This window comes from Flavobacterium erigeronis (assembly GCF_054075165.1).
On the sequence record NZ_JBSKGP010000002.1, the window covers coordinates 498,537 to 512,807 of the forward strand.

Here is a 14,271-nt window from a genome sequence, read left to right on the forward strand (position 1 = left end):
AAACGCGTATTGATAGTAGATGATGATTCTAGGAATATTTTTGCTTTGGTAAATACCTTAAAAGCAAAATCGTATGACTGTGTATCTTGTCTAAGCGCCGAAGAAGCTCTAAAAATATTAAAAGAAGACTCATCTATAGATGCAGTTTTAATAGATATGATGATGCCGGAAATGGATGGTTACGAGGCAATTCCGCTTATAAAGGAAATTCCATCACAAAAATCGACATTGGTAATTGCCGTAACGGCACAGGCCATGTCAGGAGATAGAGAAAAATGTATAGAAGCAGGAGCAGATGCCTACATCTCAAAACCAGTAGATGTTGATAAATTACTTCGGATTTTAGAAGAAATTTAAATGAATTATGATTGAAGATATTGAATTAGAAACTCTTATAAATGATGTTTACGAATATTACGGTTTTGATTTTGGAAGCTATTCCAGAGCCTCGCTTAAAAGACGCGTAAACCGCGTTTTTTATTTAGATGGATTTAAACATTTTCATGAGTTTCTATCTAAAGTCCGTACTGATCCAGAATATTGCAAAAGAATGATTGATGAAATAACGGTTAACGTAACTGAGATGTTTCGCGATCCGTCATTTTATCTCACGCTCCGCAAAGAAATCCTTCCATTGTTAGGAACTAAACCATTTATCCGTATCTGGCATGCAGGATGTTCTACAGGAGAAGAAGTATATTCTATGGCGATTATGCTCAAAGAAGAGGGTTTGCTGCATAAATCGATATTGTATGCAACAGACATCAACGCGTCGGTGCTAGAAACGGCCAAAAGTGGTATTTTTCCGTTGCGAATGATAAAAGATTATGCCGATAATTATCGCGATGCAGGCGGTCAGCAGGATTTCTCCGATTATTATATTGCCAACTACGGCTTTGCAAAGTTTAACGAAAATCTTTCTGAGAAAATGGTTTTCTCGCAGCACAATCTGGTTTCAGACACTTCGTTTAATGAATTTGACCTCATTTTGTGCCGCAATGTTTTAATTTATTTTGATAATAATCTGCAGAAACGAGTCGTTAATCTATTTGATGACAGCTTGTCTGTTCTCGGTTTTTTGGCGCTCGGAACAAAAGAAACTATAAAATATTCTATATCTCAAACCAAATATAAACAGTTTGCTAAAGAGAAAATATGGAGGAAAGTAAAAGAATAAAAAATTGTAAAGCAGTTATAATTGGCGGGTCAGCAGGAAGTCTACAGGCATTATTGCAAATTTTGCCTTTTGTAGAAAAACCACTTTCCTTTGCGATTGTAATTGTGGTTCACAGAAAACACTCAGACGAACAAACTTTAGAAGCTTTAATCGCTTTAAAATCTAAGATACAAGTAAAAGAAGTAGAAGACAAAGTAAAACTAATACCAGGCTTTATCTACATTGCGCCTTCCAATTACCATATGTTATTCGAAAAAAACGAAACTCTGTCATTAGACACTTCAGAAAAAATAAATTACAGCAGACCAAGTATAGATGTATCTTTTGAGTCGGCTGCAGAAATATACGGTAATCAGTTGGTCGGAATTTTACTTTCGGGTTCCAATTCTGACGGAACAGTAGGATTAAGAGCCATTAAAGCAGCTGGTGGAATTACAGTTGTACAAAATCCGCTTTCTGCAGAAATGTCTTTTATGCCCAATAATGCCATTTTACATACCGCTCCCGATTTTATTTTAAATACAGAAGAAATTCTTGAATTTATAAAAGAGATTAATACAGTAACTCCTTGAGTATACTTATTTAAAAATGCAATTAGTGTAAAGCAAAAGAATCCGAAGGATTCAAATGTTTATAGAAATTTATGTTTGGTCTGAGTATGACTCCCTCGGAGTCACATATCTTCGGTGGGAATTATGTGCTACAAAGATTTGAATCCTTCGGATTCTTTTATATATGGACTTCGAATGAGCGGTTTTAATTTTTAAGATTTAAAAAATCCGTTTTTATCCGCGTTTTTGCATTGCAAATCCGTTTTATCCGTGTCCAAAATACAGTAACTCCTTGATGCTTATTTAAAAATGCAATTTGTGTAAAGCAAAAGAATCCGAAGGATTCAAATGTTTATAGAATTTATGTTTGGTCTGAGTATGACTCCTTCGGAGTCACATATCTTCGGTAGGAATTATGTGCTATAAAGATTTGAATCCTTCGGATTCTTTTATATCTGGACTTCTAATGAGCGGTTTAAATTTTTAAGATTTAAAAAATCCGTTTTTGTCCGCGTTTTTGCAAAGCAAATCCGTTTTATACGTGTTCCAATAAGCTAAAGTTTATTTCTCATCTTCAGGCAAAATCACTTTATTAAATTCTGCCTTTTCTTCGGCTCTTTTCTGTGCAGCTTTTCCTTTGCCAATAGGAATTCCCGCAGTAACATACAGCGATCGGTTGTATTGGTTATTTGGACCATCTCCTTTCATTACCGTTACAAGCCCATAATAATATTGAACAGTAAGATTTAAGCCGTTTCCAACGTTTAAATGATAACCAGTTCCTACTGCAATTCCGGCATCAATTACATGAATCTGATCTCGGATTTTCTTTTTGTAAATAACATCGTTATCGTTTATTTCGTTCTTAAACTCATCAAAAGCTTTGGCAAGCAAACCAAACTGAGGCCCCGCTTTAAGATAAATATTGTTTTTAAATTGGTATTTAATCAATATCGGAACATTAAAATACCGAATTTCACGATTTACCCTTCCGCCCGCAAAAGTATTGTCCAGATTTTCATCATTCAAAGAATAAACAGGAATACCTTTTGCACCCATAGGCGATTTTACAATTACTCCTGTATTAATCATCCAAGCAGGATTTTTTCTTGATCGAATATCAAAATAAAACCCAAGATTAAACCCTGGATTGGCCGCAGAAGAACCCATGTTCGAAATGGTAGAAAAGTTAACGCCGCCCTCAAGACCAAATTCCAAAAACTCCGAATTGAGTTTGTCTCCAAATATTAAGGAAATCAATACTTGAGACTGCAGCTGATTTATCGAAAACAGCATGAAAAGTACAAATAGAACTTTTTTCATATCATTAGATTATAGTCCAAAACGATATTGAATGCCTCCTAAAGCTTGCGTACGGCTTCCTAAGAAACCAGCTTCAACCCTAAACATAATGTGTTTATTATATTGGAATTGAGATCCGATGATGAAATTCCACATATCTTTCGGCCTTTTCTGAAGAGAATATTGTACAGAAGAATTACCTGCAGTACTTAAAGCGCCATCTAAAGTTGCCAGGAAATTTCCAGCGCTTTCTAAAGCTCTGTTGGCAGTATTATGTTTGACAACATTTGCTGGATTTTTTTGTTCTGTCGGCGTAAGTCCATCCCACCAAGTATCAACTTTCTGCTGATTTTCAGAAACTTTTTCTAAACCATCATCCACTTTTGTCTGGGCATTTGTCAAGTCAAAAATTTCAGAAAGCGGAATATTTCCGTTTGTGTCACCATTAATGTGCACTCTGAATGCTCCAACCCAAACAGCAATATTTTTTTCGGGATCATGTAATTTAAATGTCTTTCCTAAACGCGGACCAAAAACATAAGAAAAAGCGGGTTTATCGAGTGAACTAATATCTGTCCATGCCATATTCATATCCAAAGCCAGCCAGCCACCGCCAATACCGACTGTTGGAGTCATTCCGAAACCAAATGTGGTAGCATTAAAATTGGCTTTTGTGCTAAAATGTGCAATCTGCGACCAGTTATTGTCTGCATCAGGAATATAGATTCCAGCATTAATTTTTGTAGCGGTATTCGCTTTTCCAAAAATTCCGTAGATGTTTAAAAATGGAAGCAGCCAAATATCAGGGCGAATCGTTAATGCACCGGCTTCTACAGAGGATTTATCGAAACGAACAATTTCGTCCAGATTATAAAGTGGTCCATTGTTAAAACCAACTTGCAAATCGTTGATCACAATTTCAGAATCCTGCCAAAAATAATTTATTGAGAGTCCCGCAGAATAGGGGAGTTTATATCCTTTTTGAGCCACTTTTTCTCCCCAGATCGGTAAAGCGTAGGGATAATTGGCAATTTTTAAACTGTCTTTTAATTCTTCATTTTTTTTGCCCACAATTTTATCGGTGTAAACCTGTGCGGAAATTTGCAAGCTGCATAAAAATAATAAGGCTGATATTAGTGAATTACATTTCATTATTATACTGTTATAAAATTAATTAATAAAACTGCGTAAATAAAATCTGTACTAATGTATTCTGAGGAAATTCGGGCTTATTTTGATTTTACAGGTGTATAGGAAATTTTAAAATTGAAAAAGAATTTGGAATAAATTTATCATGTTTATAGTGTTAAAGTTAATTCTTTTTTTTTAACATTTATATTTTTTTTGAAGAAAGTGGGTTTGTAATAAAAAGCAAATCAGTTGGTTTGGGTAAATAGAGAACTTTTTTTCTTTTTTTATTCATTTCAATAATAATTGTGATGCCAAAAGAATAAAGTAGTATTTTTACAGCTGTGAAATGGATAGCAATTATATTATCAATTTACCTGATGGCACTTTCAAATATGCCTTGTGCAGATTTGGAAGTGAATAGCGCTATGCATAAAACAGCTCAGTTTGCTTCAGAAGACAATCATTCACACGATAAAGACAATGATCTATGTTCTCCGTTTTGCGCCTGCAATTGCTGTGGCGTGCAAGTCTTAAGTTATCAGACTGCAATAAGTTTTGAGTTTCCAAAAACCTATACTCAAATTTCTATTCCTTTACCAAGTTACAATTCTGTTTTTATTTCCAATTTCTACGGAAGTATCTGGCAGCCTCCTCAAATAGCATAATGATTGTGCCCGTTCCTGATTAGGAATACGGGCGAGAGAGTTGTGGACTTTCCACACGTTTACAGACAATTTAATTGTCTCATTTCTCACGTCATTATAGATCCAAATGTTAGATAAAATCATTCAGTTTAGTATAAAGAACAAATTCGTTATACTACTATTTACCCTCGTTCTTATTGCATGGGGAAGTTATTCGCTTAAAAAATTACCGCTCGATGCACTGCCAGATGTAACCAACAATCAGGTGCAGATAATTACCACTGCGCCAACACTGGCGAGTCAAGAGGTCGAACAATTGATTACGTATCCTTTAGAAAGAGCTGTAAAGACAGTTCCTGATGTTATCGAACTCCGCAGTATTTCCCGATTTGGACTTTCGGTTGTTACTGTCGTTTTTGAAGAAGATGTTGATATTTACTGGGCACGCGAGCAGATTTTCCAGCGCTTAAAGCAAGCCGAAGAAAACATTCCAGATTATGTAAATTCTCCTGAATTGGCGCCAATTTCTACAGGATTGGGAGAAATATACCAATATGATGTGTATGCCAAAAAAGGCTACGAAAACAAATACAGCGCAGTAGAACTGCGAACCATTCAAGATTGGATTATCATTCCGCAATTGCAGGGCATAAAAGGTGTTGCCGAAGTAAGCACTTGGGGCGGAAAACTCAAACAGTTTGAAATCGCCGTCAATCCAAATATGCTCAATAGTCTTGGCGTTACGATTACCGAAATTTTTGATGCTTTAGAAAAAAACAATCAAAATACGGGAGGCGCTTATATTGAAAAAGATCAATATACCTACTTTATTCGCGGTGTCGGAATGGCAAAAGGCGTTAAAGACCTTGAAAATGTAGTAGTAAAAAACCGAAATGGTTCGCCTGTTTTGGTTCGAAATGTGGCGCAAGTTCGCGAAGGCGTGGCATTGCGCTACGGTGCATCAACAAAAGACGGAAAAGGTGAAATTGTTTCGGGAATGGTTTTGATGCTGAAAGGCGAAAACTCCAGTGCTGTTGTAGATCGCGTGCATGAAAAAATGGAACAAATTAACAAAAGTCTTCCAGAAGGAGTGGTTGCCGAAGCTTTTATCGACAGAGGAAAATTGGTCGATAATTCTATTAAAACCGTTGCTAAGAATTTATTAGAAGGAGCATTAATTGTGATTTTTGTTCTAATTTTATTTTTAGGAAACCTTCGTGCAGGACTAATCGTCGCTTCTGTAATTCCGTTAGCCATGCTGTTTGCCGTGATTTTAATGAATGCTTTTGGCGTAAGCGGAAACCTGATGAGTTTGGGTGCCATAGATTTCGGAATCATAGTCGACGGAGCCGTCATTATTGTTGAAGCCACAATGCATCATTTGCAGCAATTCAAAAACAAAAAAGAATTGACTCAGGAAGAAATGGACGCTGAGGTTTATAATTCGGCTTCTAAAATCAGGAACAGTGCCGCTTTTGGCGAAATTATTATCCTGATCGTATATCTTCCTATTTTAGCACTAATAGGAACTGAAGGCAAAATGTTCAAACCAATGGCAATGACAGTCGGTTTTGCGATTATTGGCGCTTTTATTCTTTCGCTCACTTATATTCCAATGATGAGCGCTTTGTTTCTTTCGAAAAAAACAGAACACAAAGAAAACTTCAGCGATCGCATGATTGCTTGGCTGGAAAGCCGTTATACTCCTTTATTGAAAAAAGCTTTAGAGTTTAAAAAAGTGGTTCTTTCTATTGCCGTTGGATTATTTGCACTGGCATTTATTGTTTTCCAAAATATGGGAGGCGAATTTATTCCGACAATCGAAGAAGGAGATTTGGCTATAAATGTGACTATTATGACAGGAAGTTCGCTGACTCAAATGGTAGAAACAACCACAAAACTGGAAAAGATTTTGAAAAATAAATTTCCAGAAATCAAAACAATTGTTTCTAAAATTGGAAGCGGTGAGATTCCAACCGATCCGATGCCGATTGAAAGCGGTGATTTGATTATTGTTCTAAAAGACAAAAAAGAATGGAAGGGCAAATATCGCAATTGGGAAGCGCTGGCTAATGCTATGAAAGAAGAAATGGAAGTAATTCCTGGCTCTAATATTGAGATTTCTCAGCCTATTCAGATGCGTTTTAACGAATTAATGACGGGAAGCCGATCTGATATCGCGATTAAGATTTTTGGTGATGATCTCGAAATTCTAGATGCAAAAGCGGCAGAATTGATATCGAAAATAAAAGGAATTGAGGGAATTGGCGATTTAAAAGCCGATAAAGTAACGGGGTTACCGCAGATTACAATCAAATACGATTACGATAAAATTGCCCTTTACGGATTGAATATTTCAGATATCAATCAGATCATCCGTTCTTCTTTTGCGGGAGAAGTGGCAGGAAAGATTTATGATGAAAGCAAAAGGTTTGATGTCGTAGTCAGAATGGACGAAAACAATCGAGGTGATATAACCGATGTCAGCAATTTATTCATTCCGCTTCCCAGTGGTCAGCAAGTGCCACTGTCTCAGGTTGCTTCTGTTGAATACGAACAAGGTCCTGTGCAGGTCATTCGCGAAGACGGAAAACGAAGAATTACCGTTGGTTTAAATGTCCGCGGAAGAGATATTCAAAGTGTTGTAGAGGAGATTCAGACTAAACTTGATACAAGTTTTAAACTTCCTGCGGGTTATTATGTAACGTATGGTGGACAATTTGAAAATCTGATAGAAGCTTCAAAAAGACTTTCTGTAGCCTTGCCAATCGCTTTAGGATTGATTTTGGTCTTGCTGTATTTTACTTTCAAGAGTGTAAAACAGGCTTTACTGATTTTTACTGCAATTCCGCTATCGGCTATCGGAGGTGTTTTTGCGCTTTCGCTGAGAGGAATGCCCTTTAGTATTTCTGCCGGAATTGGTTTTATCGCCTTATTCGGAATCGCAGTCCTCAACGGAATTGTATTGATTTCGTATTTCAATCAATTAAAATCAGAAGGTATTTCAAATCCCTTCCAGAGAATTTTAATCGGAACCAAAACACGTTTGCGTCCTGTTTTAATGACCGCTGCCGTAGCTTCTTTAGGATTTCTACCAATGGCTTTATCAACAAGCGGCGGAGCAGAAGTTCAAAAGCCATTAGCGACGGTAGTAATCGGCGGATTAATTTCAGCAACTTTATTGACGTTAATCGTATTACCGATTTTGTATTTACTATTGGAGAGGTTTAATCGTGGTAGAATTAGTTAATGAGAAAATTTGATAATTAGATAATTATTACTGTGTGTAGAAAATAATTTCACGCTCCCGATAGCTATCGGGATTAAAGATTTAAGCAGATTGGGCAGATTATTTTAAAAGCAAATCTGCGAGAAACAAAAAAAAGTCTCCCGCAGATTAAGCAGATCTAGGAAATTAATTAAAAATAGACTCAAAAAAAATCTGCTCAATCTGCAAAATCTGCGAGAGAAAAATAAATCAGCGGAATCTGCTTAAATCTTTTAAAATCTGCGTGAAACAAAAATTATAAAAATGAAAAATTCAATATATATAATACAGAAAAAATACCTTGCGAACTTTGCGTCCCGATGGCTATCGGGATTGCGAACTTTGCGGTTAAGCACGTTTCTATTAGCAGGAACAGCAACATTTGCACAACAGCCAATCAGCCTTGAAAAAGCAATTGAACTAGCCAAATCCAACAACATCGACTTAAAAATTGCCGATAAAGAAATCGAAAAACAAACCGTACTCAAAAAAGCCGCTTTTCAGCCCGATCCTTTACAAGTTCAGTATCAGGGCGGACAATTCAATAGCGTTGATTTTGATCATAACGTTTCCGTGCAGCAGTTTTTTCCGTTAGGGAATATTACAAAAGCTAACAGACAATTGCAGGAAGAACTGGCAAAACTAGCCGAAAAACGAAAAGCATTGTCGGCTTATGAAATTGAAAAAGCCGTGACTTTGGCGTATTATCAATATTTATACGGCGTTTCGATTCAGAAACTTAATTCAGAACTCAATGCCATTTACACCAAATTTTTAAAGAATGCCGAATTACGTTTTAAAACCGGAGAAAGCGGCAACATAGAAGTGATAAGCGCTAAAGCGAAAGTAAAAGAAATAGAAACACAGAAAGCGCAATTAGAATACGATTTGGCAATTTATCAGAAACAATTGCAATTTTTCATTCAGACCAATGAAAATATTGTTCCTGACTCAAATACTGCTTTACAGTACACTTTTATAGAAAATCAGCAAAGTACAAAAGCCGAAACAGTAATGACCGATTTGTATCAGCAGCAGATTTCAGTTTATCAAAAAGAAGCAGGAACCTTTAAAGCTCTACGAACGCCAAAAGTCGGTTTAGGGTATTTTGCGCAGACCATCAATACCGAGTCTCTGTTTCAGGGTTTTACGGCAGGATTGCAGATTCCGTTGTTTGGAGGAGTAAATACCACCAAAGCAAAAGCGGCAGAAATCGGTATTTCGCAGTCGCAAATGGCTTTAGATAAAAACAAACTGATGCTGAATCTTCAAAGAGAAGAATTACAGAATAACTTCAAAAAGCAACAGCAAAACTTAGCTTATTTCCAAAATGAAGGTTTGCATTATGCCGATCAGATTATAGATACGGCGCAGAAAAGTTATGCCAATGGCGATATGAGTTATTGGTCGTATATCAGTTTCTTAAATCAAGCGATTGACATTAAAAAGCAATTTGCGGAAGCCACTCACAGCTACAATCAAAGTGCGATCGAACTTCAATTTCCAACCATCAAAAATTTCTAAAAATGAAAAATATATCTAGTTATTTAACCGCAAAGAGCGCTAAGGTTACGCAAAGACAAAGTTTAATTTCCCTGCGTGCTTTGCGTTTTGTCTTTGCGTGCTTTGCGGTTATTTCGGCAGTAAGTTGCAACGAAAAGAAAGCCGAAGAAACACACGAAGAAGAAAAATCAACAACTGAAGTTGCTTTAACGGTTTCTCAGTACAAAACTGTCGGAATTGAAACAGGAGTTGTAGAAGATCGAAATCTGAATAAAGTCATCAAAGCAAATGGTTATACAACGGTTCCTCCGCAAAATTCGGCTGAGGTTTCGACTTTAATTGGCGGAACTGTAAAAGATATTTATGTTTTGGAAGGCACTTTTGTAAATAAAGGAAAAGTTTTGGCAACAATTCAAAATCTGGAAGTGATTGAAATGCAGGAAGATTACCAGTCAGCTGTTGCTAATGTTGAATATTTACAGTTAGAATACAATCGCCAAAAAACATTAAGTGATGAAAATGTAAATCCGAGAAAAGTTTTTCAGGAAGTAAAAGCCAAATTAGCAGCTGAAAGAGCCCGAGCGCAGGCAGCAAAAAACAAACTCGATGCTTTGCATGTTTCTACAAAAGGAACCACATCGGTTGTGCCAATTGTTTCGCCGATAAACGGTTATGTGGGTAAAATTAATATTGCGAAAGGCGCTTTTGCGAATACAGGAGTTTCGCTTTTTGAAGTGGTAGACAACAGCCAGATGCATTTGGATTTGAATGTATACGAAAAAGATTTAGGTTCGATTTCGATCGGTCAGGTAATTGACTTTGTCTTAACGAATCAGTCCAATAAATCAATTAAAGGAAAGATTTTCGGAATCAATAAATCTTTTTCTAACGAAAGCAAAACCGTTGCCGTTCATGCTAAAATCGATCCTGCTGATGCAGAAGGCCTAATTCCGGGAATGTATGTTTCGGCCAATATTAATATTACAAATGCAACAGTTCCCGCTTTGCCAAAAGATGCCGTAGTGAGAAACGCGGATAAATATTTTGTTTTTATTCAGGAAGAAGATCACGCAGAAGAAAAACACGAACATAAGGAAGGCGAAAAAGAAGAAGCTCATGAAGAGGAAATTCATTTTAAAGCCGTAGAAGTGATTCCAGGAACTACCGATTTGGGTTTTACAGAAATTAAGTTTGTAAATGATGTTTCTACCGACGCTAAAATTGTTACGAAAGGTGCTTTTTATTTGCTTTCAGCGATGAAAGGCGGAGGAGAGCATGCGCACTAGTTTTTAAAAGGTGCTAAGATGCTGAGCTACTAAGGTGCGAGTTTTATGCTGGAGTCAAATTTGCTTGCAAAGGCGAGAAGACGCGAAGTTTTTTTTTGCCACGAAGGCGCGAAGGCGCGAAGTTTTTGCATTTGTTTTATTGCGCAAAGTCGGAAAGTCGCGAAGTTTTTTAGCCACGAAGTCGCTAAGAAGCAAAGTTTTTTGCATTTTTTGTCTTCCTGAACGAAGTCGAAGGACACGTAAGAAACTCTACAAAGATTGGCGATTTTATTTGCGGAGCTACTTGCGGAGATCCTTCCTTCGTCAGGATGACAAAAACGAACAAAAACTCTGCGACTTAGCGACTTTGCGAGAAATTTACAGTCCAACTTAAAAAAATTTGTGCCTTTGTGCCTTCGTGGCAAAAAAACTCAGCGTGAAACAGAAAACTCTGCGTCTTAGCGACTTTGCGAGCAATTTGCAACCCAGCTTTAAAAAAAACTTTGTGACTTAGCGCCTTCGTGGCAAAAAAACAACACAAAATGCTTAAATTTAGGACATTATTTTAAACAAAGTTTCGGAGAACCTAAAACCTGTCCCGATTAGCTATCGGGATTAAACTTGAAACAAAAAAATGATACATCAAGATAAAGAAGTAAAAAGCACTAAAAATAAATCCAAACCTTCCTGTTGCTGTTTTCACGATGAACCTGCGCATTCAGACAATGACGGCCACAATCACGGAGGTCATAATCACGAACACCATGTAGAAGGAAGTTTGTTTAAACTGTTTCTGCCATCAATCATCTCTTTTGTTTTACTAATTATCGGAATCGGATTTGACAATTATTTCCCACAAGAATGGTTTTCAGGATCTGTTAGAATCGTTTGGTATGCTGTTGCGTATCTTCCGGTTGGACTTCCGGTTTTGAGAGAAGCTTATGAAAGTATTGTAAAAGGCGATGTTTTCTCTGAATTTTTCTTAATGTGTATTGCTACAATTGGTGCTTTTGCCATTGGAGAATATCCCGAAGGAGTTGCGGTTATGCTGTTTTATACTATTGGAGAAACCTTTCAAGGAATGGCAGTTAACCGAGCCAAATCAAGCATAAAAAGCTTATTGGATCAGCGCCCAGATGAGGTTCATGTTTTAGAAAATAATGTTGCAATAAAAGTCAAAGCCAAAGAGGTGAGGATTGGAGCAATTATTCAGCTTAAAGCTGGAGAAAAACTGGGCTTGGATGGCGAATTATTATCAGATTCTGCTTCGTTTAACACAGCGGCTTTAACGGGAGAAAGCAAACCTGATACTAAAAAGAAAGGCGAAACAGTTCTTGCGGGAATGATAAACGGAAACACGATTGCCGAAGTAAAAGTAACAACAGCTTACAATGACAGTAAATTGTCTAAAATTCTGGAATTGGTACAGAATGCCACAACCAAAAAAGCACCTGCTGAATTGTTTATTAGAAAGTTTGCTAAAATTTATACGCCAATTGTAGTGTATTTAGCAATTGCAATCTGTTTGATTCCGATGCTTTTTGTCGACAATTATGTTTTTAGCGATTGGTTATATCGAGCTTTGGTTTTCTTAGTTATTTCCTGTCCTTGCGCATTGGTTATCAGTATTCCGCTTGGTTATTTTGGGGGAATTGGCGCTGCAAGCAAAAACGGAATCCTGTTTAAAGGCAGTAATTTTCTGGATAGTATTTCGACAATCCAAAATGTGGTGGTTGACAAAACGGGAACCATGACCGAAGGTGTTTTTAAAGTGCAGGAAGTCATAATAAAACCTGAATTTGACAAAGACGAAATTCTAAAACTTGTGAATGCTTTAGAAAACCGAAGCACGCATCCTGTTGCCACAGCCATTCACAATCATGTTGGAATAATTGATTCTTCTATTGAATTGAAAAATATTGAGGAAATATCTGGACATGGTTTAAAAGCTGTTAATAACGGAAAAGAATTGTATGTCGGGAATTTTAAGCTTTTGGATAAATTTGGTATTTCTTATGATATTGATCCGTCATCAATAGTTTATACTACAATTGCGATTGCTTTTGATGGAAAATTTGCTGGTTATCTGACTATTGCTGATGAAATTAAAGAAGATGCTAAAGAAACGGTTTCTAAACTCAAATCGTTAGGCGTAAAATTAACCATGCTAAGCGGAGATAAATCTAATGTGGTTCAGTTTGTGGCTGATAAACTCGGAATTGCAAAAGCTTTTGGCGATTTGCTTCCAGAAGATAAAGTCAATAAAGTCAACGAAATTAGAGCCAAAAACGAAACAATTGCCTTTGTGGGCGACGGTGTAAACGATGCGCCTGTAATCGCGCTAAGTACTGTCGGAATCGCAATGGGAGCCTTAGGAAGCGACGCAGCAATAGAAACCGCCGATGTTGTGATTCAGGACGATAAGCCAAGTAAAATTGCAATGGCAATTAATATCGGGAAACAAACTAAAAAAATTGTCTGGCAGAATATTATTTTAGCTTTTGCCGTAAAAGCTTTCGTTTTAATCCTTGGCGCAGGCGGGCTTGCGACGATGTGGGAAGCTGTTTTTGCGGATGTTGGAGTGGCGCTTTTAGCAATTTTGAATGCGGTTAGAATTCAGAGAATGAAGTTTTAATAAAGAATGAAATCTGCTTCATCTGCTCAATCTGCGAGAAAAAAAATAGCTCCCGCAGATTGAGCAGATCTGGCAAATTAAAATTTTAACTCAATTATAGCTTTGTTATTTTCCAAAGATATTTTCACAGGATTGTTTTCTGCAGGAGTTTGTGTAGGATACCAATTTCGGTTTGGCCTAACTAAAATCAGTAAACCATTATCATCTCCAATGGCAGAGAAAAACTCGCTGTTATCATTTTTAGTAAAGAAGTGCAGTCCGTGTTCTTCAATTAATTGTTTTCCGAGTTCAAACGGATTTTCGTTTACAATTCCAATTTCACTGATATTTAAAATGGATGCCGAATTAAATTCACCAACTTGTTCGTTATTAAGATCATGTCTGGCAATGAATTCTAATAAATTTCCGTTGTTGTCGTAAAAATAAACGGCGTGTGCATTCCAGTTTTCAAAATGCGTAATAACTTTTTCCTCTTCAATTAAAATCAAATCCACTTTGTTTCGGCACCACTCAATAGCTTCTTCAAGCTGGTTTTCAGGAATATTAAATGCAAAGTGATAAATAGAATTAAACTGCGGATCTTCAACAAATTTTAGAATAGATTCTCCAGCCTGAATGGTTACAGAATTTTTATCGTTTTCTAAAATAAAAAGCCCTAAAACTTCCTGATAAAATGATTTTGTTCTTTGAATATCTTTTGTGCTGATTTGAATCTGATCTATTTTCATAATGGTATTTTTTATAAAAGAAATAACTTCTCTAGAGTGATAAACAAATTTAAAAATGCCAGTTTAT

11 protein-coding genes are annotated in these 14,271 nt (G+C 36.6%); 8 read left to right on the top strand and 3 right to left on the bottom strand.

The features are described 5' to 3' along the window. Positions 1–9: 9 nt before the first annotated feature. From ACWA1F_RS06215 to ACWA1F_RS06225, 3 genes are read left to right on the top strand one after another with little or no spacing between them, the layout of a single operon-like run. A complete protein-coding gene (locus ACWA1F_RS06215) occupies positions 10–357 on the top strand; it encodes a response regulator (RefSeq protein ID WP_456892493.1) in 348 nt (115 codons plus the stop codon). Between the two features lie 7 nt (positions 358–364). Beyond that, positions 365–1,177 (top strand): CheR family methyltransferase, encoded by an 813-nt coding sequence (locus ACWA1F_RS06220; RefSeq protein WP_456892495.1) that lies wholly within the window; start codon positions 365–367, stop codon positions 1,175–1,177. Continuing rightward, complete coding sequence (locus ACWA1F_RS06225) at positions 1,156–1,749, top strand: chemotaxis protein CheB (protein WP_456892497.1); 594 nt, start codon at positions 1,156–1,158, stop codon at positions 1,747–1,749. Before ACWA1F_RS06220 ends, ACWA1F_RS06225 begins: the two co-directional genes overlap by 22 nt. A gap of 540 nt (positions 1,750–2,289) precedes the next feature. Here the strand turns inward: ACWA1F_RS06225 and ACWA1F_RS06230 are convergent. Both ACWA1F_RS06230 and ACWA1F_RS06235 read right to left on the bottom strand, forming a co-directional pair. Beyond that, complete coding sequence (locus tag ACWA1F_RS06230; RefSeq protein ID WP_456892499.1) at positions 2,290–3,051, bottom strand: porin family protein; 762 nt, start codon at positions 3,049–3,051, stop codon at positions 2,290–2,292. 9 nt (positions 3,052–3,060) lie between these two features. Next, the gene (locus ACWA1F_RS06235) at positions 3,061–4,182 is read right to left on the bottom strand and encodes a hypothetical protein (RefSeq protein WP_456892501.1); all 1,122 of its coding nucleotides are present in this window, start codon (positions 4,180–4,182) and stop codon (positions 3,061–3,063) included. Between the two features lie 320 nt (positions 4,183–4,502). Between ACWA1F_RS06235 and ACWA1F_RS06240 the strand changes: the two genes are divergently transcribed. The 5 genes from ACWA1F_RS06240 (at position 4,503) to ACWA1F_RS06260 (ending at position 13,476) form a co-directional block, all read left to right on the top strand. After that, positions 4,503–4,826 carry a DUF6660 family protein gene (locus tag ACWA1F_RS06240; protein WP_456892503.1) on the top strand — a complete coding sequence of 108 codons (324 nt, stop codon included), beginning with the start codon at positions 4,503–4,505 and terminating at the stop codon, positions 4,824–4,826. Between the two features lie 106 nt (positions 4,827–4,932). Continuing rightward, the gene (locus tag ACWA1F_RS06245; RefSeq protein WP_456892505.1) at positions 4,933–8,055 is read left to right on the top strand and encodes an efflux RND transporter permease subunit; all 3,123 of its coding nucleotides are present in this window, start codon (positions 4,933–4,935) and stop codon (positions 8,053–8,055) included. A 282-nt stretch (positions 8,056–8,337) separates the two neighbouring features. Next, the gene (locus ACWA1F_RS06250; protein WP_456892507.1) at positions 8,338–9,597 is read left to right on the top strand and encodes a TolC family protein; all 1,260 of its coding nucleotides are present in this window, start codon (positions 8,338–8,340) and stop codon (positions 9,595–9,597) included. Between the two features lie 2 nt (positions 9,598–9,599). After that, entirely contained in the window at positions 9,600–10,862 is a 1,263-nt protein-coding gene (locus tag ACWA1F_RS06255; protein WP_456892509.1) for an efflux RND transporter periplasmic adaptor subunit, read from the top strand. Positions 10,863–11,475: 613 nt separating this feature from the next. Then, the gene (locus ACWA1F_RS06260) at positions 11,476–13,476 is read left to right on the top strand and encodes a heavy metal translocating P-type ATPase (protein WP_456892511.1); all 2,001 of its coding nucleotides are present in this window, start codon (positions 11,476–11,478) and stop codon (positions 13,474–13,476) included. Positions 13,477–13,553: 77 nt separating this feature from the next. Here ACWA1F_RS06260 and ACWA1F_RS06265 read toward each other — a convergent pair whose 3' ends face one another. Then, positions 13,554–14,204 carry a VOC family protein gene (locus ACWA1F_RS06265; RefSeq protein WP_456892513.1) on the bottom strand — a complete coding sequence of 217 codons (651 nt, stop codon included), beginning with the start codon at positions 14,202–14,204 and terminating at the stop codon, positions 13,554–13,556. Positions 14,205–14,271: the final 67 nt, after the last annotated feature.